At 60.3% G+C, this 22588-nt stretch carries 20 protein-coding genes and 1 tRNA gene; 13 read left to right on the forward strand and 8 right to left on the reverse strand.

The annotated features are described in order from the left end of the window. The first annotated feature begins 32 nt into the window (after window positions 1-32). Entirely contained in the window at window positions 33-677 is a 645-nt protein-coding gene (locus WM42_RS09485; RefSeq protein WP_062037520.1) for a DUF8185 domain-containing protein, read from the forward strand. Window positions 678-907: 230 nt separating this feature from the next. Continuing rightward, window positions 908-1999, forward strand: coding sequence for an alanine dehydrogenase (ald, locus tag WM42_RS09490; protein ID WP_061924230.1), 1092 nt, complete (start codon window positions 908-910; stop codon window positions 1997-1999). Window positions 2000-2002: 3 nt separating this feature from the next. Here ald and WM42_RS09495 read toward each other — a convergent pair whose 3' ends face one another. Beyond that, the gene (locus tag WM42_RS09495; protein ID WP_062037523.1) at window positions 2003-2398 is read right to left on the reverse strand and encodes a globin; all 396 of its coding nucleotides are present in this window, start codon (window positions 2396-2398) and stop codon (window positions 2003-2005) included. A gap of 3 nt (window positions 2399-2401) precedes the next feature. Further along, the gene (locus WM42_RS09500; protein ID WP_062037527.1) at window positions 2402-3442 is read right to left on the reverse strand and encodes a mechanosensitive ion channel family protein; all 1041 of its coding nucleotides are present in this window, start codon (window positions 3440-3442) and stop codon (window positions 2402-2404) included. 236 nt (window positions 3443-3678) lie between these two features. Between WM42_RS09500 and WM42_RS09505 the strand changes: the two genes are divergently transcribed. After that, entirely contained in the window at window positions 3679-4830 is a 1152-nt protein-coding gene (locus WM42_RS09505) for a cystathionine gamma-synthase (RefSeq protein ID WP_062037530.1), read from the forward strand. A gap of 163 nt (window positions 4831-4993) precedes the next feature. Here the strand turns inward: WM42_RS09505 and WM42_RS09510 are convergent, their stop codons facing one another. Next, the gene (locus tag WM42_RS09510; RefSeq protein ID WP_062037533.1) at window positions 4994-6901 is read right to left on the reverse strand and encodes an FAD/NAD(P)-binding protein; all 1908 of its coding nucleotides are present in this window, start codon (window positions 6899-6901) and stop codon (window positions 4994-4996) included. A 148-nt stretch (window positions 6902-7049) separates the two neighbouring features. Here WM42_RS09510 and WM42_RS09515 point away from each other — a divergent pair, with 148 nt between their 5' ends. The 7 genes from WM42_RS09515 (at window position 7050) to WM42_RS09545 (ending at window position 15195) form a co-directional block, all read left to right on the forward strand. Further along, entirely contained in the window at window positions 7050-8681 is a 1632-nt protein-coding gene (locus tag WM42_RS09515; protein ID WP_062037536.1) for a TIGR04028 family ABC transporter substrate-binding protein, read from the forward strand. Further along, the gene (locus tag WM42_RS09520; protein ID WP_062037539.1) at window positions 8682-9662 is read left to right on the forward strand and encodes an ABC transporter permease; all 981 of its coding nucleotides are present in this window, start codon (window positions 8682-8684) and stop codon (window positions 9660-9662) included. Beyond that, the gene (locus WM42_RS09525) at window positions 9659-10534 is read left to right on the forward strand and encodes an ABC transporter permease (protein ID WP_062037543.1); all 876 of its coding nucleotides are present in this window, start codon (window positions 9659-9661) and stop codon (window positions 10532-10534) included. The genes WM42_RS09520 and WM42_RS09525 overlap by 4 nt, the downstream gene beginning before the upstream one ends. Before the next feature lie 7 nt (window positions 10535-10541). Then, complete coding sequence (locus WM42_RS09530) at window positions 10542-12224, forward strand: dipeptide ABC transporter ATP-binding protein (protein ID WP_062037547.1); 1683 nt, start codon at window positions 10542-10544, stop codon at window positions 12222-12224. A gap of 79 nt (window positions 12225-12303) precedes the next feature. Continuing rightward, window positions 12304-13530 (forward strand): alkylhydroperoxidase domain protein, encoded by a 1227-nt coding sequence (locus WM42_RS09535; RefSeq protein ID WP_062037550.1) that lies wholly within the window; start codon window positions 12304-12306, stop codon window positions 13528-13530. A gap of 50 nt (window positions 13531-13580) precedes the next feature. Next, complete coding sequence (locus tag WM42_RS09540; protein WP_062037553.1) at window positions 13581-14282, forward strand: SDR family oxidoreductase; 702 nt, start codon at window positions 13581-13583, stop codon at window positions 14280-14282. A 154-nt stretch (window positions 14283-14436) separates the two neighbouring features. Next, on the forward strand, window positions 14437-15195 hold the full coding sequence (locus WM42_RS09545) for a GntR family transcriptional regulator (protein WP_062037557.1): 759 nt from the start codon (window positions 14437-14439) through the stop codon (window positions 15193-15195). 12 nt (window positions 15196-15207) lie between these two features. Here WM42_RS09545 and pepN read toward each other — a convergent pair whose 3' ends face one another. Continuing rightward, window positions 15208-17763, reverse strand: a complete 2556-nt coding sequence (gene pepN, locus WM42_RS09550; protein WP_062037561.1) for an aminopeptidase N — start codon at window positions 17761-17763, stop codon at window positions 15208-15210. 107 nt (window positions 17764-17870) lie between these two features. Here pepN and WM42_RS09555 point away from each other — a divergent pair, with 107 nt between their 5' ends. Further along, on the forward strand, window positions 17871-18494 hold the full coding sequence (locus tag WM42_RS09555; protein WP_062037564.1) for a mycothiol-dependent nitroreductase Rv2466c family protein: 624 nt from the start codon (window positions 17871-17873) through the stop codon (window positions 18492-18494). Window positions 18495-18514: 20 nt separating this feature from the next. Here WM42_RS09555 and WM42_RS09560 read toward each other — a convergent pair whose 3' ends face one another. Further along, a complete protein-coding gene (locus WM42_RS09560; RefSeq protein WP_062037568.1) occupies window positions 18515-19216 on the reverse strand; it encodes a hypothetical protein in 702 nt (233 codons plus the stop codon). A gap of 119 nt (window positions 19217-19335) precedes the next feature. Between WM42_RS09560 and WM42_RS09565 the strand changes: the two genes are divergently transcribed. Then, window positions 19336-19809 (forward strand): ribose-5-phosphate isomerase, encoded by a 474-nt coding sequence (locus tag WM42_RS09565; RefSeq protein WP_061924185.1) that lies wholly within the window; start codon window positions 19336-19338, stop codon window positions 19807-19809. Window positions 19810-19969: 160 nt separating this feature from the next. Here WM42_RS09565 and WM42_RS09570 read toward each other — a convergent pair whose 3' ends face one another. Together WM42_RS09570 and WM42_RS09575 are read right to left on the reverse strand one after the other, a co-directional pair. Continuing rightward, the gene (locus WM42_RS09570) at window positions 19970-20803 is read right to left on the reverse strand and encodes an aldo/keto reductase (protein ID WP_062037572.1); all 834 of its coding nucleotides are present in this window, start codon (window positions 20801-20803) and stop codon (window positions 19970-19972) included. Between the two features lie 134 nt (window positions 20804-20937). Beyond that, complete coding sequence (locus WM42_RS09575) at window positions 20938-21723, reverse strand: hypothetical protein (RefSeq protein WP_062037575.1); 786 nt, start codon at window positions 21721-21723, stop codon at window positions 20938-20940. 150 nt (window positions 21724-21873) lie between these two features. On the opposite strand from WM42_RS09575, the gene WM42_RS09580 reads away from it, so the two are divergent. Next, window positions 21874-21948: transfer RNA gene (locus WM42_RS09580), tRNA-Gly, on the forward strand. A gap of 246 nt (window positions 21949-22194) precedes the next feature. Here WM42_RS09580 and WM42_RS09585 read toward each other — a convergent pair. Further along, window positions 22195-22476 (reverse strand): hypothetical protein, encoded by a 282-nt coding sequence (locus WM42_RS09585; protein WP_235591249.1) that lies wholly within the window; start codon window positions 22474-22476, stop codon window positions 22195-22197. Window positions 22477-22588: the final 112 nt, after the last annotated feature.

The raw sequence follows: 22588 nt of genomic DNA on the forward strand, positions 1-22588 counted from the left end.
GTGAGCAGTTTGTCTAGGAGGGTCCGCAGACCATGGTTCATGAATCACTCGAATTATTAAGTGGTGGACCTGGTTTGCGGGCCCTTCTCGCACGTGCGGTGGGGCTGGATGCTTCAGCGGTGGTGCGCTTGCGCCAATTCGACGCCCAGACCGTCGAGGCCTTCGTTACCACCCCGTTCGAGGTCGTCGCCGCCCGCCGCATAGAGGCCGTTGTGTCCCGCGATGGGGCAGTGGTTTCCGCGCAGACCCTGCATGATGCGCTTGTGCTCGCCGGGATTGAGTCTGCGACGCTGGACCTAGGCCCAGCCCGCGATCCTTCTTGGCCCGGTGCGCTGCCGCCAGCCACGGGCTTTCAGCTCATCGATACCCTGCCCGTCGAGGTGGTCCGTGAGCTCTCGGATAAAGGCCAACAGTTAGCACGCCAGTTCTCTGGCCCAATGGGCCCGCCCGCCAGCTTGCTGAACCAGACCGTGGTCACGGTTAGCGGCGGTGCGGAGCAAGAGGTAGAAATCCCTATGCGGATGATCTTTGCCTGCACGAGCCTAGGCCTAATTCCCGGTTTTGCTGCGCCCATGGATATCCCACGCCATCTGCGTGTCTCCGGCCTCGGTCGGTGGGTGCGCGTCGATGCGCCCTTCGGTAGCGTTTATCGCTCGACGCGCTTGTCCCTCTTCTAACTCGCTACAAAAGCGCCGCGGGCCCTCCGAAAGCCGTCCGCCGAGCGGGCCAAAAGAGTGGCTGAGCTCGAAAAATACACGGTTTATTTGCGTCATTCTAAGGATGGTAGCGGTGTGCTATGGCCCCCGCGAGCCGTGGTAAAAAATCACACTCGAAACCATTTGTGTTGTGCGTTACTCTTTGAGGAGGAGTGTATCCATCAAGATTATCTTGTTTAAGGAGTTCTAGAATGCGCATTGGCGTCCCTAAAGAAATTATGAATAACGAAAACCGCGTGGCTCTGACCCCACTTGCGGTGCAAACACTCGTAAAGGATGGACACGAGGTGCTGGTGGAAACCGGCGCTGGCGTGGGCGCTTCCTTCCCTGATAGCGATTACGAGGACGCCGGTGCGCGCATCATGCCTACCGCCGCAGAGACTTGGGAGCAGGCGGAGATGGTGGTCAAGGTCAAGGAGCCGCAGGCCTCCGAATATGGCTACCTGCGCCCAGACCTCATCGTGTTTACCTACCTGCACCTGGCGGCGGACCGGCCGCTTACCGATGCCCTCGTAGAAGCCAAGACCACCTCGGTGGCCTACGAGACTGTTACCGACCGCCACGGCACCTTGCCGCTTCTTACTCCGATGTCCCAGGTGGCGGGACGTCTCGCGGTGATGGAGGGGGTGCACCACCTCTTGTCCACGCAGGGCGGCCGCGGCGTGCTGTTGTCGGGCGTTCCGGGCACGCAGGCCGCCCGCGTCGTCGTCATTGGCGGTGGCCAGGTCGGTGCCTCGGCCGTGGCTATGGCCCGCGGCCTCCGTGCTGAGGTGACGGTTCTGGACCTGGATCCGCATGTGCTGCAGCGCTTCGACGAGCAGTACCAGGGCACCGTCCGTACGCTCATTTCTGACCCAGCCACCCTGGAGGCGGAGCTCCTAGAAGCCGATCTCGTCATCGGCGCTGTCCTCGTGCCAGGCGCCGCTGCACCGAAGTTGGTGCGCGAGGAAACGGTCAAGAAGATGAAGCCGGGAGCTGTGCTTGTCGACGTCGCGATTGACCAAGGCGGCTGCTTCGAGAACTCGCGCAAGACTTCGCACGATGAGCCGACCTTCAAGGTGCACGACACTTTGTTCTACTGCGTGGCCAACATGCCGGGCGCGGTGGCTAACACCTCTGCGCGGGCGCTGAACTCGGCAACTCTGCCGTACATTCGCGCAGTCGCAGCGCAGGGTGTCGATGGTGCTATCGAGCGCTTCCCAGGCTTGTCCGGCGGTGTAATGACCCGTGACGGCAAGCTCATTTCTGAGCCGGTGCGTCGGGCCTTTAATTGGGAGGATTAAACCCTAGCGATTGATGAGCATCTGCGCCACGCGCTGCATGTGATCCCAAATCATGTGGCGATAGGCCGGCGGAATCGTCTGCTCATCAATCTCCGCCAGTGAATTGCCCATGAGCTCTAACCAGCGGTCGTGGGCCTGCTGGTCCACGGGGTACGGGGCATGGCGCATGCGCAGGCGCGGATGCCCGCGGTTTTCGCTGAAAAGCTGCGGGCCGCCCCAGTACTGAACCAAGAACCATTTGAGGCGCTCCTCAGCGCCCTCCCAATCGGCATCGGGGTACATCGGGCCGATGACGTCATCGTTGCGAACTTGGGCATAGAAACCGTGGACCAACTTTTCGAAGGTTTCCATGCCGCCGATTGCCTCATAAACGCTGGCTGGCTGCTTTTCAGACGGCATGATTTAAGACTCGTTTCCTGGGTTCGAAGGGTTGAGGCTTTCTACCTGTGTGTCTGGAGCCTCGTCCAAGTCAAAGAAGGTCACACCCTGTGGGTATGGGGTATCGATGTCGTTGGCATGCATCGCGTTGAGAATCTTCGACTGCAGTTTGCGCTGCACGCCCCACTGCTTTCCTGGCAAGGTCTTGACCACGACGCGGAAGGACATATGGTCGACCTCGAGGCTGGAAATTCCGTTGACGTCGGGCTTGCCCAGGAGGTCGTCGCGGATGGCGTCGTCAAGCGCGGCTTCTTCAACCGTCTTGGAGATGACGTCAAAGGCCTTATCTGGGTCGTTGGAAAGCGCGACCGGAACCTGCACGCGGGCTACAGAATAATGGTCGGAATGGTTAGCCACCTGCAGGATCTCGCCATTGCGGACGTACCACAGGGCGCCGTCGATATCGCGCACGGTAGTGATGCGCAGGGAAATCGATTCCACGTCGCCGAAGACACCGTTGCCCAAATCGATGGTGTCGCCGATGCCGTACTGATCCTCCAACAACATGAAGATGCCGGAGAGGAAGTCCTTGACCAGTGACTGAGCGCCGAAACCAAGGGCAACACCGACCACACCTGCGGAGGCTACGAGTGGGGCAACGTTGACGCCGACCTCGTCCAGGATTGCGAGCACGGCCCAGACCCAGATGAAAATGCCCGCGGCGGAACGGCCCACGCTAGCCAAAGTCTGCAGGCGGGAAACGCGGCGCGCCTCGTGGGACTTGGACAGTGCGGTTTCCTGTTTTGCAGCTTTGCGGCGTGGGCGAATCTGGGACTTCAGGCGGCCGTTTTTGATGCTGTTATCTGCCAGCTTCGTGATGAGGCGGCGTAGCAACCAGTGGCCGACGAGCGCGATGAGAAGGATGATAGCCACGCGGATGGGCTTATCCACGAGCCATGCCTGGGTGGTTTCGTTTTCCCACAAGCCGGTGAGGTTATCTACTGCCTCTTGTGGAGTGGTCTCGCTTTGGGCGAGCGTCAGATGCGGTGCGAAATTAGGACTCATAGTGCTTTCTATTTGGGGAAAGTGTGCGGGGGCGCGCGGTGACGGGGCTAGCAACGATGGGCTAGCGAAATCTGCTACGCGCAGCCACACCATGGTACGTAAAGGGCAATCGTTGGGCATGGCCCACGGGCTCGACGTTGTCTCAAGTTTCAGCTCAGCGTTGCGTTAAGTGCTGCAATGAATTTAAAGAAGCAATCCACGGGCAAAGTGGACAGCTTTGTCTACAATTTTCAGACATGACTGTTAAGCGTGCTTCTGGATTCCACTCTCGCTCCATCCATGCTGGCTACCAGCCCGATAGCCACATGGGCAGCATCAACGTACCGATTTATGCCTCGACCACCTTTCAACAAGATGGTCTGGCGCAGTTGCGCGGCGGCTATGAATACGGGCGCGTGGCTAACCCCACGGTGCGCTCGCTCGAGTTAACGCTTGCCGCATTAGAGAATGCGCAATATGCGCGGGCTTTTTCATCTGGCATGGCGGCCATCGATACGCTGTTGCGCATTATCTTGCGCCCGGGTGACCACGCTATCTTGGGGAATGATGCTTATGGCGGAATGTATCGCCTGCTCAACAACGACTATGGGCAGTGGGGCATTGAGCTTGACATCGTAGATACATCCGACGCCGCGGCGGTTGCTGGGGCCATCCGCGAAAACACCAAGCTGATTTGGCTGGAAACGCCAACAAACCCGGCGCTGAATATCACTGACATCGCCGCAGTTGCCGCGTGCAAGGGCGGCGCCCAGGTGGTCGTGGACAATACCTTTGCCACTCCATACCTGCAGAATCCGCTTGAACTGGGCGCGGACCACGTGGTGCATTCCACCACCAAATACTTGGGCGGCCATTCTGATGTGTTGGGCGGAGCAGTGGTGACAAACTCTGCAGAAATGGACGAGCGCTTGCTGTACTTCCAGGGCAACGTCGGTGCGGTGTCTTCGCCCTTCGATGCATATCTCACCGCCCGCGGCATTAAGACGCTGGGGCTGCGGATGGATAGGCACTGTGAAAACGCGCAGGCAGTAGCCGAATACTTGGAATCGCGGCCCGAAGTAAAACAGGTGCTGTATCCGGGGCTGCCGACGCATCCGGGACATGAATTGGCTGCACGGCAAATGCGCGGCTTCGGCGGCATGATGTCGGCGCGCTTCCATAGCGAGGAGCACGCAAAGCAGATTTGCCTGAACACGAAGCTGGTCTCACTCGCGGAGTCGCTGGGCGGCGTGGAATCGCTGATTGAGCATCCGCAGAACATGACCCATGTTTCGGCCGCGGGCTCCGAGCTGGTTCCGCCGGCGGACTTGGTGCGCATCTCGGTCGGCATCGAGGATATCGCCGATCTTATTGCGGACTTCGAGCAGGCATTGGACACGTTGGGTTAGGGAGGCGGCGGCCTTACTCGAACAGATACCCAGGGCTGGGCACCCAGACCTCCTAGATAGCCTCGTTGGATTTTTCATCAGCCGCGAAGTCGAACTGGAGGTCTTGGTTTCCAGCCCTGGGTATTTGAGTAAATGGTGAGGATGGAAAGGGCGCAGGGGCGCGCTAGCGAAGTGCCGCTAACAGCGAGCCGGCGGTGCGGTCGGTCTCCTGCAGCATCAGTGGGTCGGTGCCAGGCATCGGGGAGATGGTGGTATCCGGCCACTGTGAGTAGGTAGGGATGCCGATGACGTGCAGGCGCGGGTCGACGCTGCCGTCGGGGCGAACCACCTTGCGCTCCCACGTGGTCTCTGGGGAACCGGTGGGGTTGCCATGGTCCAGGAAGGGGCGAACGCGGTCCTTAAGCGATACCGCTAGCGGGTCGGCTGGGCGGCGCACGTCGGGAGAGTGCATCCACGCATCAATCAGCCACGGGCTCGAAGCAGCGCGTGGGCCGGAAGTCAGCGTGAATTCGTCGTCCCAGCTCAGTGCGGGGCAACCTCCCAAGAAGGAGACCACGCCAGCGTCCACGAGAGCGAGCAGCTGGCGGACGCGGAACAGGGGTGGGCCGGAGCCGACCATCTGGCCAAAGGCCATGAACTCTTTGTAATTGCTGGTGCGTGACTCCCAGTCCAGGCGGCCCTCAGAGCTTGCGATGGCAGAGGGCTTGCGGGCGGAGGAAACCGCCCACAGTGCAGACTTCAGCGGGGAATCCTGAGCGGCATCGGCAGCGATGATATCGCCCGCCAAGCTGTCCGCGATGTACGCGGTGAGCTCTTCTGCGGTGGAACCCGTGAAAGCATCCAATGGATTGACCCAGTGGGAGAGATCGAGCGGCTCGGCAGAAACATCCTTGAGTGCCGCATTGAGCTCCTGGGAGATGCCGACGATGTTTTGGGAATTGAGTTTCGCCGCATCGAGGCGCGCGATGATCTCTTCCAGTGGAACCTGCAGTGCCGCAGAGTTAACGCGGGCCTGTGTTTCGTAGTACTCGGCATAAGCATCGCGAGCGATGTGGGGGAGTAGGTCGCGGCCGAAATCGATTTCGCCGCCTTCTACCTTCGCGAGTTGTTCGCGGAAGCGCATAAGTTTCGCGCGCGGTGGGAGTGAGTGATAGTCAGACTTGGGAATATAGGGGTAGCCGCGGCCCGAGGAGGCGATGAGGTGCGGCTCGTTGCCGGAAGGCTCGTAGCGCAGGCCGGAGCGAGTGGACGCGTCTTCGTGGAAGACACCGCCGCGGTCGATGGTCAGCAGTGCCATGATGTCGAAGAAACCCATGCCCAGGCCGCGCACCAAGACGTCTTGGTTGGCAGGGATTTCGGCAATGTCCTGTTCCACCGGGTTATCAGGGCGTACCCAGTGAAGTGAGTCGGAGGCGGCGGTGGCCTCAGCAAGGTGCTGCTCAGAGTCGTTTAGACCCGGCACCTGCCAGCCATAAGCCAGCACGGTGGAATCGGCGGTGACGCTAGAGCCGTCGGCAAGCTCGATGACGTCCTGCGTGCCTTCTTCGCGCACAGCAACCGCGCGGGAGGGGTGATTTGAGACGGTGACAGTATCTGGCAACTGTGCCAATGCCACCTCAAAAGTCCAGCGCAGATAAGCGCCATAGAGCGCGCGGGAAGGGTTGGACTCGGGGCGGCTGGACTCAATTTCGGCGCGGAAGGACTCGTCGATGGTGACGGGGTGGGCGTCGAAAAGCGCCTGCTTTTCTGGAGAGATGCCCTCACGCTCACCGCGCAGTAGCTGAATCCACTCGTACTGAATGGGGCCCTCGAGAACCGGGGCGCTCATGGTGGAGCCGGGCTCGGTGAACAGCGTGACGGCACCGGCGAGGGTGTTCATGCACAGCGTCTGGGTTTGTTCGGTGTCCCAGATGCGGCCGGCGCCGAACTGGGCGTCGTCGATGAGATGCAGTGTGAGGGCGGGAGAGTCGCTGCGGGCATTGAGGTGCGCGGCCAACCGCTCTATCACGGAGATGCCGCGAGGCCCCATGCCAACGATGGCGATGGAGGGGGTTGAATCTGGCGAAATCATTTAATTCATCCTTTGAGGCGAGCTTGTGGGCTCGCCGTTTGAGAATTTTTCTAGACCGGACTGTCTATGGAATTAATACTAACATGTCTATGTTGTGTTAATTTGCATGGCTAATAGCAACCTCTTTAAAACTCGAAGGCTTTAGAAAGTGAAACTGATTCGCACCATCGCCAGCGTGGTGGGTGCCGCGGCCCTTCTCACAGGATGCGCGACATCGGCCGGCGCGGGTTCTGGAGATGAAGACAACGTCCTGACCTATCTCGAACCGCAGTTCTTCCGCACGCTGTATCCGCCAGCGGCCGGCTTTTATCCCAATGGTGGCGTGGTCAATCAGCTCACCGACCGTCTGCTGTACCAGGACCCGGAGACCCTTGAGCTTTCTCCATGGATCGCCACGGAGATGCCAAAGGTCAACGAGGACGCCACCGAGTACACATTTAACATCCGCACGGATGTGACTTACTCCGACGGCAGCCCGCTGACCGCAGAAAACGTGGTGCGCAACTTCGATCTTTATGGCTTGGGCGATACCGAGCGAACCCTGACGGCCTCGGAGCAGATTGCCAATTATGAGCGCGGCGAAGTAGTCGACGAAGACACTGTGAAGTTCTACTTCTCTGAGCCTTCGCCGGGCTTTTTGCAGGCGACTTCCTCCTATAACGCAGGCCTACTCGCAGATAGCTCCTTGCAGTTGGACAATGAAGGCTTTGGTCCCGGTAATGCAAAGAAGTTCGTGGGTTCTGGCCCCTTCGTGGTCGACGAAGAAAAGATCGGCACCGACCTCGTGCTTAAAACCCGCGAGGACTATGACTGGGCGCCACCGGCCGTAGAGCACCAGGGCCGCGCCGACATCGACGGCGTGCATTACATCCTGGCAGCCGAGGAATCCGTGCGCACGGGCGCCATCATCTCCGGCCAGGCAGACATCGCACGCCAGATCTCTGCCCCGCAGGAGTCGCTGCTGGAAGACAAGGGTGTAGAAATCTTCTCCCGCGGCACCAATGCGATTAACAACCAGCTGGGATTCCGCTTCAATCACCCATTCCTGCGCGATAAGCGCGTGCGCGAGGCCATCATTCACGGCATCGACCGCGAGGAAATCATCCGCGTGCTCTTCTCCGAGTCCTACCCGCTGGCCAAGTCTTCTGTGGCCGAGACCGGCTTGGGTTTCAAGGATCAGTCGGCGGCCTATACCTTCGACCCGGAGGAATCGAAGCGCCTGCTTGACGAAGCCGGCTGGAAGCCCGGCCCCGATGGCATCCGCGTCAAGGACGGCAAGCGCCTAGTGCTGCGCTCGAATACCGCGCTGCCGCAGCCGCGTTCCAAGGAAGTCATGACGATGGTCCAAGATCAGCTGGGCAAGCTGGGTATCGCCATCGAGATTAACCCGGGCGACCAGGCAACTCAGAACGCAGATGCGAAGTCCATCGACAAGGTGCAGCTCTACCACATCATGGTCGGCCGCGCGGACTATGACGTTATTGCCTCCATGTACTCGGTGAACAACCGCGACGCCCTGCTCAACCAGGACGAAGAGGGCAATCCTCTCGATGCGGAGCTGGAAGAGCTGCTGGGCAAAGTGACCTCCAGCCCCAAGTCTGAAGACCGCAAGAAGGCCGTCGAAGAGGTGCAGGATTACCTCACCGAGCAGGCCTATCTCATTCCTCTTTTCGAGGAACCGCAGGTCTTCGCGGTATCGCCGGAGGTTTCCGGTTTCCACACCGAGTCGGTGGCCCGCCCGTGGTTCTACGAGGTCAGCTTGAATCAGGAGGAGAAGTAAATGACTGCTCGACAACTAGCTGCCCGCATCGGGCAGGCACTCGTGGTGCTGCTCGTGACTTACACGGTGGCCTTCTTCCTGCTTTCCGCTCTGCCTTCCGACGCCGTGATGTCGCGCTTTGGCGACCCAGCACTGGGCCTTTCGGAGGCGGAGATTGTTGCCATCCGGGAGGAAATGGGCGTCGATAAGCCGCTGCTCGTGCAGTTCTCTACCGGGCTCGCAGGCTTTTTCACCGGCCATTTCGGTAACTCTACGCAGACGGGCGCGGCGGTATCGACGCTGATTGCCGATGCCCTCCCGCACACCCTTATCCTCGCCGCGTGCACGATTGGCCTGGCCATCGTCGTGGCGCTCAGCGTGGCCTTCCTGGCTACCTTGCCGGGCCTCGGCGCGATTGCGACCTTTTTCCGCGGGCTGCCATCTTTCATGGTCTCCCTGCCCGGTTTCTGGATTGGCATCCTGCTTATCCAGGTCTTTTCCTTCCAGTTGGGCTGGGTGCGCATCATCGAACCTTCCAGGGTAGAGGGCCTTATCCTGCCGACCTTGACGCTGTCGGTGCCGATGGCCGCACCACTTATCCAGGTGCTGATTCGCTCCATCGACGAGACTCAGTCGATGCCTTTCGTGCAGGCAGTGCGCGCTCGTGGTGCTACAGAAGCTTGGATTTTCTGGCGCGACATTCTGCGCAACTCCCTGCTGCCGGCGTTGACCATGGCGGGCCTGCTCTTCGGTGAGCTCGTAGGCGGCGCCGTGGTGACGGAGACCGTCTTTGGCCGCAACGGCCTGGGCTATATGACTGCCCAGGCAGTCTCGAACCGCGATACGCCGGTGCTGCTGGCCGTGGTTCTGATCGCGGCTACCGCTTACGTCATCATCAACCTCGTGGTGGATCTGCTCTACCCAGTCCTGGACGTGCGCCTGCGCCGTCCTGCCACCGCTACTGCAGGATCGACCGAATCCGCGAAGGGAGCCCGCGCATGAGCGTTCCAACCTCGAATAACACAAACGCGCGACCCACGCAGCTGCGCCGCAACCGCCACCACGTCTCGCGCGCACAGCGCAACCCGTGGACCAGCCCAGCCTCCATCCTTGCGCTGGTGATCCTCGCGGTGGCCTTCCTAGCGGCCTTGGTGCCGGGCCTTTTCACCAACTCGGATCCTTATGCCGGCACCGACGTCGCTCTTTTGCACCCCAGCTCTGAGCACTGGTTCGGCACCGACGCGGTAGGCCGCGACCTATATGCCCGCGTGGTCTATGGTGCGCGTCAGTCACTCATTGGCGCGCTCATCGCCGTGGCAGTGGGCCTCGTGGTCGGCACCTTGCTCGGCCTGCTGGCCGGCTCGCTGCGCGGCTGGGTGGATGCGGTCATCATGCGCGTGGTGGACGTGTTACTTTCCATCCCGGGCATCCTGCTTTCCCTGTCTATCATCATCGTGCTGGGCTTTGGTTCCCTGCAGGCCGCCGTCGCGGTGGGTGCGACCTCTATTGCCACCTTCGCCCGTCTGGCCCGCTCGCAGGTGATGTCCGTGGCCGACTCCGACTACATTGAGGCCGCCTACGGCGCCGGCGCGACCCCCATGCAGGTCATGGCGCGCCACATCCTGCCGAATTCCCTGACCCCGGTCATCGCCCTGGCTACTTTGCAGCTTGGTTCTGCAATCTTGCAGCTTTCCATCCTCGGCTTTTTGGGCTACGGCGCTCCGGCCCCGACTCCGGAGTGGGGCCTCATCATCGCCGAAGGCCGCGATTTCATGGCCACCGCTTGGTGGCTCATTATCCTGCCGGGCCTGGCCATCGTGGCCGTAGTGGTCTCTGCCAACCGTCTATCCCAAAACTTCCGAGCGGAGGCTTAGAAAAACAATGACAGTTAAAGAGACAGCTAAAGACAAGGCTGCACAGAATAGTCCTTTGCTCACCATCCGTGACTTGAACGTCTCCTACACTACGGCCGCGGGCGAAGTCCCAGCCGTGCAGGGCGTTAGCCTGGAAGTCCATCCAGGGGAGATCACCGCCATCGTGGGTGAGTCCGGCTCCGGCAAGTCCACCTCCGCCATGGCCGCCATCGGCCTACTCGCGCCCAACGCGCAGGTCGACGCCGGAACGATCGCCTTCAAGGGGGCCAACGTCACCGATTACACCAATGCGCAGTGGCGCAAGCTCCGCGGGCGCGCAATTGGACTCATCCCGCAGGATCCCAACAACTCGCTGAATCCGCTCAAGACCATTGGTGCATCCATCGAGGAAGGCATGGCCATCCACGGCATCGGCAGCGCCGCTAGCCGCAAGCAGCGCGCGATTAAGCTGCTGGAGAAAGTGGGCATCGACGAACCTGCGCGCCGCTATGGCCAGTACCCGCACGAGCTCTCCGGCGGCATGAAGCAGCGCGTGCTCATCGCGGCAGCGGTGGCGCTGGAGCCAGAACTCATCATTGCCGACGAGCCGACTTCGGCACTCGACGTGACGGTGCAGAAGGTCATCTTGGACCTGCTTGATGAAATGCGCCAGGAGCCCGGCGTGGGCATCTTGTTCATCACCCACGATCTCGCCGTGGCAGGTGACCGTGCGAACCGCATCGTCGTCATGGAAAAGGGCCAAGTTCGCGAGTCCGGGCAGGCCGCGCGCGTGCTCACCGATCCGCAGCATGCCTACTCACGCCGCCTGCTTGCCGACGCCCCGTCGCTTTCTGTAGCCGAGGTCCCGCACTCTTCGAGCGTGGCGCGGCCTGCCAGCAAAGAACCTGTTGCTGAAACCGTGCTCAAGGTCCGCGACCTCACCCAGCGCTACGGCGACTTCGTGGCTTTGGATGGCGTGAGTTTCGACGTGGCGAAAGGAACCGCCCACGCGCTGGTGGGCGAGTCTGGCTCCGGAAAAACCACCACGGGACGCTCCATTTCTTTGTTCAATTCGCCGACCTCGGGCTCTATCGAACTGCTCGATGCAGCTGGTAGTACCACCGAGCTGACCAAGCTGAAGGGCAAGGCGCTGCGCGAGGCGCGTAAGTCCGTCCAGCTCGTCTACCAGAACCCGTATTCCTCCCTGGACCCACGCCAGAGCATCGGTGACGCCATCGCTGAGCCGCTGCGCAACCTCGCGGGCGCTAGCAAGTCCAAGGCTAAGGCCCGCGCGCAGGAGTTCCTGGAGCTCGTCGCGCTCGACCCACAGCACTATGACCGCCGCCCGCGCGAGCTGTCCGGCGGCCAGCGCCAGCGCGTGGCCATTGCCCGCGCCATGATCGTGGAACCGGAGTTGGTGGTGCTTGACGAGGCAGTCTCCGCCCTCGACGTGACCGTCCAGGCGCAGATCCTGCGCCTGTTGGCGCAGCTGCAAAATGAACTGCAGTTGAGCTACGTCTTCATCTCCCACGACCTCGCCGTGGTCAACCAGATCTCCGATACGGTCTCGGTGCTCTCCCATGGCAAGCAGGTAGAGTCGGGCCGGACCGCTGAGGTATTTGCGAACCCGCGCTCCGAGTTCACGCGCACGCTAATCGACGCCATCCCCGGCCAGCGTTATCGCGCCGGGGACTTAAACCTAGGGCTGTAAGCACCGCCGCTCCTACGCGGCGGGTAAGGCCTTAAAAACCTTAAGAGCCTAAAACCTTAAAACAAGGAAAGGAAGTTTCATGGCAGACATCATCAACCAACTAGCCGGGGCAAGCCCGGAGCTAGTGCAGCTGCGCGCACGCCGGCCCGATGCTTTGGCGAATGCGCAGCTTTCCTTCCAAGCCCTGCTGGAGCCAGAGGAGCCCGGCACCTTTAGCTATGCGCAGCGCTATGCCGTGGCGGCTTTCTTGAGCGGCATTTACCAGGCTAAAAGCGCCGGCGAGTTTTACGGGGATCTGCTTGCTGATGAGGCCACGGAGACTCTGCAGGGAGCCGTCCAGGCCGCCATTGAGCACGGCACTACTTCTGGTCCTTATGCCGCACCGGCCGATATTTCGGGCGAGGGCGCAGGCTTTATCACCTTCGGTGAGATTGCCGGCCTAGACGAGCGCTTGGCCGCTGCCTTCGATTTTGCACATCTTCTGGCATTCCACCCTAAGGACGCTTCCGCGGAGGCCATCGGCCACCTGCAGGCTGCCGGTTGGTCTGAGGATGACATCGTGAGCCTGTCCCAGCTCATTGCATTCCTTTCCTTCCAGCTGCGCGTCATCCACGGGCTGAAGGTCTTGGGTGGTGATGAATCCACCGCCCCCGAGACCACCCGTATTGAGGGCGCTTCCGACCCAGGCTGGCAGCTGCACGAGCACACGCTTAACCCAGAGACCCACGCTCCGCAGGGCTTTGTTGCCCACTCGCTGGGCTGGAAGCCGTGGTTTACACCGCTGTCCAAGGAGGAGCTCACCCAAGAGCAGATCGATGCACTCATCCGCCCAGAGCGCATCGACTCCGAGTACTTCCGCCTGCTGGCCCGCGATGCTGCGGCGCTGAAGGCCCGTACGCTCACGGACTTGGATATCTTCTACAACACCGACGGCGGCTTGGGCCGTGCCGAGCGCGAGCTGGCCGCCACCGTGGTTTCCCGATTCAACGGCTGCGAGTTCTGCGCCTCGGTGCACCAGCAGCGTTCCAAGGATGAGGGCGGCGATGCCGCGGCCATCGATAGGCTGCTTTTCGAAGGCCTCGACGCCGATTTAGGAAGCGATGCATGGGGCGTGATTCGCGACGCCGTGCGTGAGCTGACGCGTTCGCCCTTCAGCTTCAACTCCGGATGCGTGGCCAAGCTGCGCAGCGTGGGCTTCGATGACCTGGCAATCATTGACCTCATCAACTCTGCGTCCTTCTTCAACTGGGCCAACCGCCTCATGCTTACCCTCGGCGCGCCGGATGTACCGAAGCGTTATCGCTAGAATCGGGAAACCTAAACAAGCGCAAACATAGTTAGGAAGGCGAGTAAATCATGGCAAATACCAAGATCGCAGTAGTAACCGGCGCTACCGGCGGCATGGGCCGAGAGATCATCGAGGACCTCGCGCGCGACCACCATGTCTATGCGCTGGGACGCCGCGCCGAGGAGCTGCCGGAAGCCGCGAACATCACCCCGGTAGCGCTCGACTTGCTGGAGCTTCTTGACCCCAAAACCGCGCTGCCAGAGCCGCTGCAGGCCCTCGACCGCGTCGACGTTCTGGTACACGCGGCCGCTCGCGCCGATAAGCACTCCGTCGAGTCCGCACGCCCGCAGGACTGGCAGGCACAGATGGACTTAAACGTCCACGTTCCCGCTGAACTAAGCCGCCGCCTGCTGCCGCAGTTGCGCGCGGCTGATGGGGAAGGCCTCGTGGTCTTCATCAACTCTGGTGCCGGTATCCACAGCTACGGCGACAATGTCATCTATGCCGCGACCAAGCATGCGCTTTACGCGCTTGCCGACGGCCTGCGCCTCTCCGAGCTCGGTATCCGCGTTTCCACCGTGGCCCCAGGCCCTACCGATACCCCAATGCTGCAAGGCTTGCAGGACTACGACCCAGCGCACGTCATCGCGCCCGTCGAGGTGGCCAATGCCATCCGCGCTGCGGTGGATGCAGGCTCTACCACCCAGCTCACCGAGATCCGCGTGCGCCCGCGCGTGGAGCTTGCGCAACGCAAGAACCTCAAAGGATAGGCGCAAGAACTAGCTAGAAAACTAGTTTAAAACCGAAGCAAATTTGTAGTTAACGCTTGGGCGGGGGATGTGCACCACGGTGGTGCCTTTCCTCGCCCTAATTCACATCTGCTCGAGATGCGAAAGCTCGGCTGCGTTGTAGACTTCTGAAATTGTGACTACTTCAAGCCGCCGCCGACCTGCCTATTTGGTGATCGCGGATTCGCTGCGCTGCAAGATCGAAACCCAGCAACTCAAGCCAGGCGAGCGTTTCCCCACTGAACGCGAATTGGTCCAGGAATACAACGTTGCCCGCATGACCGTGCGCCACGCGTTGGACATCTTGCAGATCGAGGGCTTAATTGATCGCAAACGCGGCCGTACCGGTGGCACTTTTGTACGCGCTATCCCGCCCACGCTTAGCCTGACTAGTCATGAAGGCATTCTGCTGCAGCTGCGGGATCGTGGATTCCTAACGCGCGTTGAAGTAGTAGCGCTGCACAAGACAGAAGTGCTCTCCCATATGGCCGCGACCCTCGGGGTAGAGGAGGGCACGCTCGTGTGGGAACTCAAGGGCGTGCACTACGTGGATGACGCCCCGATCAGCGTCTCGAAGTACACCATCCCCGTGCAGCTGGTTCCAGACCTTGATGAGCGCGATCTCCACCAGCCTTTGCTGGAGACCTTAGAAAACTGTGGTCTAAAAATGGCGCACAAGCGCGATCGCATCGTAGCCGCTACCGCCCGAGCAGAGGAGCAAAAACTGCTCGGCGTGGGCCGTTCGCACCCATTGCTGCGCTTTAGCCGCGTCATCAAGCAGTCCGATGGCACCGTTATGGCGATAAACGAGGAAACTTTGCGCTCCGATATCGCCAACGTGGAGGTCATCGTCGGCGAGGACCCATCACCCGGACAGGTACCTCACCTCGACTAATTAGCGTGCCTTTTATGCTTCCTGCGCATCTACCGCACGATTGCGCAGCGCACGAGCCATACGGTCGCGCTGCTCGGTAACCGCACGGCGCAGGCCGCCGGCTAGGTCGCGCTGCAGGAAGGCATCAGCCTCATCCAGGCTCTGCTGCGAGATAGCCCAGGATGGGAACAAACCAGTCACGGAGGTCAGTCCGATCTCGGTGGACTGGGAAGCCCAAATCTTTTCTGCCACATCGAAGAACTCGGAAGTCGGCAACAGCTCGTCAGCGCCGGGGTAGGTAAGGCCCTCTAGCTTCGAAGTCAGCTCGCGGTTGCTCAGCTCGCCCTCGACAATTTCTTCCCACACCGCGCGCTTGTTTTCCGTGGTGTTGACCGCGGCGCGCGCACGCACTGCGGCTTGGTGGCCGGTCGCGGAGTTATCGCGAGCCAGCTGCGCATCGATGGCAGCCGGGACATCGTCAAGCGCGCCGTCGGCAGCCAGCGCTGCGATTGCGTACCAACGCAGGCCCTCGTCATCGGAGGAGCCCAGAACATCCTGCAGGAAGGCGCGGGTGCCTTCGGTCAGGCGAATCTTGGCCAGCGCCTGCGCGAAGACGATGGAACGCTCTGGATCTTCGTCCTGCGTGCCGGAGAGCAGGGCGTCGGCAAGCAGCGTCGACTCCTTGGCCCACGCTGGGTCCGCGTAGTTGAATTGCGCCGAAGCCGCCTGCTGCACGATGCGCTCGAGCACCGCCAGCTCGGTCTCTGCCGCCGCGCCGCGCGCTACGAGCGCCACGAAGTCGCGGGCGCGCATGGTGCCGCCGCGGGTCATCTCCCATGCTGCGGACCAGCACAGAGTACGCGCCATTGGGTCGGCGAACTTGTCGATGTTTTCGACCATGAATTCCAGCGACTTGGAATCCAGCTCGATGAGCGCGTAAGTCAGATCATCGTCGTTTGGCAGCAGGAAGTCGATGTCTTGTTCCTTGCGGCCTACAAGCTGCGGAATATCGGTGTACTCGCCGTCGATATCCATCTCGATGCGATCGGTGCGAACGGCCTTGCCATCTACCAAGTTGTAGATGCCCACGCCTGCGCGGTGGGTGCGCAGCGTCTCGCCACGCTGGACCAGCTGTGCGGTGGTGATGACCCCGGCGTCGTCAGTGTCTAGCTCAACTGCAAACGTGTTGATGCCGGTGGTCTTGAGCCATTGCTTAGCCCAGAAGCTCAAATCGCGGCCACTGGACTCGGCCAGGGAGGCAAGAAGATCGTCGAAGGTGGCATTAGAGAAAGCATGCGCCTTGAAGTGGCGGCGCACCCCGGCAAAGAAGTTCTCGCGGCCCACATAAGCCTGCAGCTGCTTGAGCACGGAAGCTCCCTTAGCGTAAGTGATGCCGTCGAAGTTCTGCTCCACGGTCTCGATGTCGGAGGCATCGGTGGAAATCGGGTGCGTGGTGGGCAGCTGATCCTGCTGATAAGCCCAGGACTTTTCCACGTTGGCGAAGGTGACCCATGCGGTGTCGTACTGGGTTTCCTCAGCCTGGGAGATGGCGGCGGACCAGGTGGCGAAGGACTCGTTGAGCCACAGGTCATCCCACCATTCCATGGTGACCAAGTCACCAAACCACATGTGCGCCAGCTCGTGGAGGATGGTGTCAGCGCGGCGCTCGTACTTGTAGTGGGTGGCCTTGGAGCTAAAGACGTACTCGTCGCGGATGGTCACGCAGCCGGCGTTCTCCATGGCGCCGGCGTTGAACTCCGGCACGAAGATTTGGTCATACTTGCCAAAGGGATAAGCAAAGCCGAAGTTACGGTGGTAGAAGTCGAAGCCCTGCTTGGTTTCAGTAAGGATGCGCTCTGCGTCAAGGTGCTCTGCTAGGGAGGCGCGGCAGTAGACCGCCAGCGGGACGGAAACCTTCTCAGCGGCATTGCCTTCTGGGTGCTCAGTTAGTTCGCCGTTCCAGGTATCGGTGACCTCGAAGTAGGGGCCGGCGCACAGGGCAACCAGGTAGGTAGAAAGCGGGTAATCAATCTCCGTGGACCAGGTTTGGGCACCAGCCTTGCCCTCGATTGGTGCGACGGTGGTGGGGCCATTGGTGATGATTGTCCAGTCTGCCGGGGCATCGAAAGCCAGCGAATAAGTGGCCTTCATATTGGGCTGGTCGAAGCAAGCGAAGACGCGCTTGGCATCGGCAGTTTCAAACTGGGTGTAGAGGTATACCTTGCCGTCTGCTGGATCGACGAAGCGGTGTAGGCCCTCACCGGTGTGGGAATAAGGAATCTTGGCTACAACCTTGAGCTCATAATCTGCTACCTGCAGCCCGGACAGCGGGATTCCGTACTCGGCCTCATAAGCCTTGGTGGGCAGGGGAGCGCCGTTCAAGCGAACCTCTAGCAGCTCCTCGCCGCGCAGATCGATGAACGTGGAGCCAGCCTGCTTGGCGCGAAAGGTCACGGTAGTCGTGGAGATGAAATGCGTTTCGGAATTAACCTTGGAACTAACAAGGTCTAGGTGGACGTCGTAGTGGGAAACGTCGATCATCTGTGAGCGGCGCGTGGCCTCTTCGCGAGTGAGGTTAATCGAGGTCATAGGCTAATTACTCCTCCTTGTAGCAATTGAGTTTCTGCATCCACCCTAGTCGTGCCCGTAGGGTGGGAAAGGCCAGTTAGCAATGAATTTGTATAAAAGGAGTCCACATGGCTGAGTCTGTGAAGTTTTGGTTCGATTGCAGCTGCCCGTTTGCTTGGGCCACCTCCCGTTGGATCAAGGAAGTAGAAAAGGTCCGCGATATCGAGGTCACCTTCGTGCCGATGTCGCTTTCCGTGCTTAACGACGGCCGCGATTTGGACCCGGATTACATGGAAATGATGAAGGCAAACTGGGGCCCGGCCCGCGTCGCCACGAAGATCGCCGTCGCGGCCCCTGAAAAGGTCGATGCCTATTACACCGCGATGGGCAATCTCATCCACGGCCAGGAACAGGGCGGTAAGAAAGGCTTCGGCGCTTATGATGAAATCATTGCGCAGGCGCTGGAAGAGGCTGGCTTGCCGCCAGATTACGCCGAGGTGGCAAACACAGAGGATGTTGACGATAAGCTGCGCGAGTTCCACAATGCCGCCATCAACGAGGTCGGCGATGAAGTAGGAACCCCAGTGGTCAAGCTCGGCGATACCGCATTCTTCGGCCCGGTAATCACCCGCGTGCCAGAAGGTGAGGAAGCCGGCGAAATCTTCGATGCTTCCGTCCGTCTCGCGCAGTACCCATATTTCTTCGAACTAAAGCGCACCCGCACCGAAATGCCGCAGGTGAGTCAGAAGTAACTTGGGCTAGCACCCCGAACTTAATGCTTGACGCGGGTGTTTGCCCATGCCGCGAAAGCAAATACTGCTGAAAATGCCGTGACGAACGGGATGAAAAAGCTCAGCAGGGCAAAGCCCCCGGCACCCACCATGAGGTTCCGGGGCTTTGGGCTGTCTGTGCTCATTCCCGTGACCAGTGCCAGAGCGGCCATGACAAAGGGGGCGATGCGCGAGACGACGATCATGGCAGCGCGCGCAGTCTCCGGCGAGACGCTGAGCGAATCGAGGCGCTCCTGGAACAAGAAGGTCCAAAGGACCTCGACCAAGACCAAGACGGTAAAGGCCAAGCCGATGACGAAGTAACGCTTGCCGGTGCGGGAAGGCTCGTTGAGGTGCAGATTCGTGGTGGAGAGGAACAACAGCACCAGCAACGTGGCTATGGGCGCCACCATGCCTGCGATGTTGATGATGGGCAGCGTCATCTGCGCGGAGTATTCCTCCCACGCTGAGTGCGCCCAGGTAGCCCACGACGCCGCGCCAATCAGTGCAGTAATTCCCACCCGGAGGTCACGGTGCGCGGGGAAGCAGTAGAACGCTCCGAGCACGATGTGGGTGAGGGTAATCAACATAGTGCCCACGAGCGGCCCCACAAAGGGCGGAAAAATGAGCGGAAAAATCGCTAGCAAGAACACGCTGGCGATGAAGATGCCAATTACTAGTCGGGTGTCGAAGCGGTCATTCATGGGGGCGCCGCCACCTTTCATCAGAGGTATCCCTGGAGGCATGCATTAACGGGGGTTGATTATTGCTAGAACGTCGATCATAGCAACAGGGCTGCTCGCGAGACTGTAGTATCTGGGGCATGCGCGTTTATTTAGGAGCAGACCACGCAGGGTTCGAGATGAAGAACGTCATCGTTGAACACCTGAAGAAGCAGGGCCACGACGTCATCGATTGTGGCGCACACGTTTACGACGCTGAGGATGATTACCCAGCTTTTTGCATTGAGGCGGCACTGCGTACCGTCAACGATCCCGGTTCCTTGGGCATCGTGCTCGGTGGTTCCGGCAACGGTGAGCAGATTGCAGCCAACAAGGTAAAGGGCGCACGATGCGCACTGGCTTGGTCCCCAGAAACCGCCCGCTTGGCTCGCGAGCACAACAACGCTCAGCTGATCGGCATCGGCGGCCGCATGCACTCTGAAGAAGAAGCACTGGCCATCGTGGATGCTTTCCTCGAGCAGGAGTGGTCCGCGGCGGATCGCCACCAGCGCCGCATCGACATCCTGGCTGAGTACGAGCGCACTGAGATTCCCCCGGAACTGCCTGAGGCTTAGTTCCTTCAAGGTGCCTTCTAGGAGCCTTAAAGTACCAAAACTGCTAAACGCGCCTTCACTTTTCTTCGCCCGCTCACTGGATGTGGGGGGACAAGGGGAGATGAAGGCGCTTTTTAGATGCCTAGCTAAGCTGACTCGCGCTGTCTAGTTTTCGCGCTGCTTAGCTAGCGTTGAACTCGTTCGGGTGCGGGCCGCCGCGGCCTTCCTCGCCAAGATCCAGATCCGTGATGGCAGCCATCTCATCCTCGGTTAGCTCAAAGCCAAAGACGTCGAAGTTTTCCGCAATGCGCTCTGGGTTCGCGGACTTCGGGAACAAGATGACGTCATTTTGCAGGTGCCAGCGGATGATGACCTGCGCAGGGGAGACCCCATATTTCTTGGCAGGCTCGGTAATCTCATCAATCTCGAAAAGGTCCGTCTGGCCCTGGCCGAGTGGGCCCCACGCCTCAATCTTGACGCCGTGTGCACGGAAAGCGTCCAATTCGCGCCAACGCTGTAGGTACGGGTGCAGCTCAACCTGGTTGACCACCGGGGTAACAGAGGTGTGGGTTTCCAGCTGCTCTAAGTGCTCGAGCTCGAAGTTGGAAACGCCGATGGATTTGGCCTTGCCGGCCTTTTGCAGCTCAATCATCTGCTTCCATGCCTCGACGTAGTTGCCGTTTTCTGGGCATGGCCAGTGGATGAGATAAAGATCGACGTAGTCGAGGCCTAGCTTCTGCAAAGACTCATCGAGGGCCTCTGCGGCGTTGGTCTGGCTATCGTTCCACAGCTTGGTGGTAATAAATAGCTCCTCGCGCGGAATATCGGAGTTAGCGATGGCGCGGCCTACGCCCTCCTCGTTGCCATAAACGGCAGCGGTATCGATGTGGCGATAGCCCACGCGCAGGGCTTCAGCGACGAGCTCTTCGGTCTTTTCTGGATCGACCTTGAAGACGCCGAAGCCAAGCTGTGGGATTTCGTTACCGTCGTGGAGTTTCATCATTGGTACAGACATGGCTCCCAGACTACGTTGCGAGTGAACAACTTAGCAGAAGCCAAGCTCAGCGGAACAAAATAGCCACGAAAATTTACGTATTAATTATTGCTCGGGTGGGGCAGTTGCTGGGCGCCCAGTGTGGGGGGCGAGAACTAGAAATCGAAATCGAAGTCAAAGAGACCGTCGTCGCCATCGCCGCCGTCGAAGAGGCCGTCGAAGAGTCCGCCGCCATCTTCGCCGTCACCGCCCGTGTCTCCGGCGATGTCACCACCGCCTAACTCGCCGCCGCCCCAGTCGCCGCTTTCAGCAGCTGCTGCCGAGTAGCCAATGCCGGACATGCCGCTGAACATGGCATTGAACATCATGGAGTAGCCCATCATCCATACGCCGGTGCTCAGTGCGTCGGCCCACCATGGGCGGGAGTACCAACCAGCCGGAACCGGGCGGCCTGCAACCACGCCGCCGGGGTAGTAGTTCGGCGTCTCGCTGGATGCATAAGGCGAAGCGGTAATCGTCTGGCCGTCTGCCTCAACTGTGCGCTTTTCAGTGACCTTGCCAGCCTGGCGCTGGCCCTCCAACGGTGGGAGCTCTGGACCTGCATCCATGCCCATGATTTCGCGCGCTGCGTTGACATAGTGCATGCCCTCTAGCGCGGATTCGCGCGCCAGATTCGCCTGCTTGACGGTGTTGGCGCGGGAAATCGCGGCATTGGCCGCGGTGAAACGCTCGGAAGCATCTGCCATGGCTTGTGTGGAAGCAGCGTCGGTGCCGGAAATCTGCATGACCTGACCACCCAGGCGCTCAGTCCAGCGGCGGGCATCTGCCAATGCGTCCTCGAAGCGCTGCGCTTCAAGCTCTTCGCGCCTTTTCTTCTGTCCGCGCGAAGCAAAGTAGGCGGCGCCGCCGCCGACGGCAATAAGCAGGATAATTGGTGTCAAGAAAACTCACTTCCAAATCTTGATGGGCAACACACGTTGAACGCCTTCCAAGCCTAGTTAGTTCCCCACGTTGACGGGCCCGGTTTTATTTTCTGCCGGCAAGTGCGCTAAAGTGGTTCGCACGTCAAACATCGCTGGATGTTGGACTGTGGGAATGTCGTATAGTGGCTAATACCTCAGCCTTCCAAGCTGAAGACGCGGGTTCGATTCCCGTCATTCCCTCCACGCAAAATAGCCCCACCACCTGCACAAACAGAGGGTGGGGCTTCACTTGTACCGGCCTGTACCGGGACCCGTGGTAGCTAGGAGGGTAGCTGGACGCAGTGGGCACCAAAATGAAAGCCCCCGTCGATGACAACCCGTGCGCAAGAATAGCCCGGCCCCTGGACCTACTCTCCCCGCCAGTAATCGGGCAACAAAAAGACCCCCACCCGCGTGGGTGAGGGTCAAAATTCAAAGGCTTTCACAAGCCTAGTCAGCATCCGGATAGGTGCTGATTTTCCACTCGGGGTAGGTCATCATCGGCGGGGGTGGCAGGGTGATGTCTTTTTCCACTGCCCAGAACTGAAGTTTCCGCCAGTACGCCGCCACGTAGAGCTGGTACTCGTGATGGATGCGGTCTTTGGCGCGCAGCTCCCCCACCTCATCATCCAGACGCTGAATCGTCTCCTCCAGCCGGTCCAAACGCCGCGCATCCGACGCCTCATCGGCGGCGATTGCCTCCTGCTTGTGACGCTCCAAGGCGCGGGACATAGTACCGAAAATACCGCCGTAGTCGGCGGCGATGACGTTGGATCAATACGCGGAATTGTGGGATGACGGGTTGGATGAGATTGCCAGCGTTTTGGATGGAAGTTTTTCGGAT

Origin of the sequence: Corynebacterium simulans, from assembly GCF_001586215.1 — a bacterium.
GTDB classification, from domain to species: domain Bacteria; phylum Actinomycetota; class Actinomycetes; order Mycobacteriales; family Mycobacteriaceae; genus Corynebacterium; species Corynebacterium simulans.

What these genes read in the sequence shown, in the direction of transcription:
- WM42_RS09555 (WP_062037564.1), top strand. Translation starts at nt 17,871, where the DNA reads ATGGCTGAGTCTGTGAAGTTTTGGTTCGATTGCAGCTGCCCGTTTGCT.
- WM42_RS09530 (WP_062037547.1), top strand. Translation starts at nt 10,542, where the DNA reads ATGACAGTTAAAGAGACAGCTAAAGACAAGGCTGCACAGAATAGTCCT.
- WM42_RS09565 (WP_061924185.1), top strand. Translation starts at nt 19,336, where the DNA reads ATGCGCGTTTATTTAGGAGCAGACCACGCAGGGTTCGAGATGAAGAAC.
- WM42_RS09535 (WP_062037550.1), top strand. Translation starts at nt 12,304, where the DNA reads ATGGCAGACATCATCAACCAACTAGCCGGGGCAAGCCCGGAGCTAGTG.
- WM42_RS09525 (WP_062037543.1), top strand. Translation starts at nt 9,659, where the DNA reads ATGAGCGTTCCAACCTCGAATAACACAAACGCGCGACCCACGCAGCTG.
- WM42_RS09495 (WP_062037523.1), bottom strand. Translation starts at nt 2,398, where the DNA reads ATGCCGTCTGAAAAGCAGCCAGCCAGCGTTTATGAGGCAATCGGCGGC.
- WM42_RS09500 (WP_062037527.1), bottom strand. Translation starts at nt 3,442, where the DNA reads ATGAGTCCTAATTTCGCACCGCATCTGACGCTCGCCCAAAGCGAGACC.
- WM42_RS09585 (WP_235591249.1), bottom strand. Translation starts at nt 22,476, where the DNA reads ATGTCCCGCGCCTTGGAGCGTCACAAGCAGGAGGCAATCGCCGCCGAT.
- ald (WP_061924230.1), top strand. Translation starts at nt 908, where the DNA reads ATGCGCATTGGCGTCCCTAAAGAAATTATGAATAACGAAAACCGCGTG.
- WM42_RS09505 (WP_062037530.1), top strand. Translation starts at nt 3,679, where the DNA reads ATGACTGTTAAGCGTGCTTCTGGATTCCACTCTCGCTCCATCCATGCT.
- WM42_RS09540 (WP_062037553.1), top strand. Translation starts at nt 13,581, where the DNA reads ATGGCAAATACCAAGATCGCAGTAGTAACCGGCGCTACCGGCGGCATG.
- WM42_RS09510 (WP_062037533.1), bottom strand. Translation starts at nt 6,901, where the DNA reads ATGATTTCGCCAGATTCAACCCCCTCCATCGCCATCGTTGGCATGGGG.
- pepN (WP_062037561.1), bottom strand. Translation starts at nt 17,763, where the DNA reads ATGACCTCGATTAACCTCACTCGCGAAGAGGCCACGCGCCGCTCACAG.
- WM42_RS09520 (WP_062037539.1), top strand. Translation starts at nt 8,682, where the DNA reads ATGACTGCTCGACAACTAGCTGCCCGCATCGGGCAGGCACTCGTGGTG.
- WM42_RS09570 (WP_062037572.1), bottom strand. Translation starts at nt 20,803, where the DNA reads ATGTCTGTACCAATGATGAAACTCCACGACGGTAACGAAATCCCACAG.
- WM42_RS09560 (WP_062037568.1), bottom strand. Translation starts at nt 19,216, where the DNA reads ATGAATGACCGCTTCGACACCCGACTAGTAATTGGCATCTTCATCGCC.
- WM42_RS09485 (WP_062037520.1), top strand. Translation starts at nt 33, where the DNA reads ATGGTTCATGAATCACTCGAATTATTAAGTGGTGGACCTGGTTTGCGG.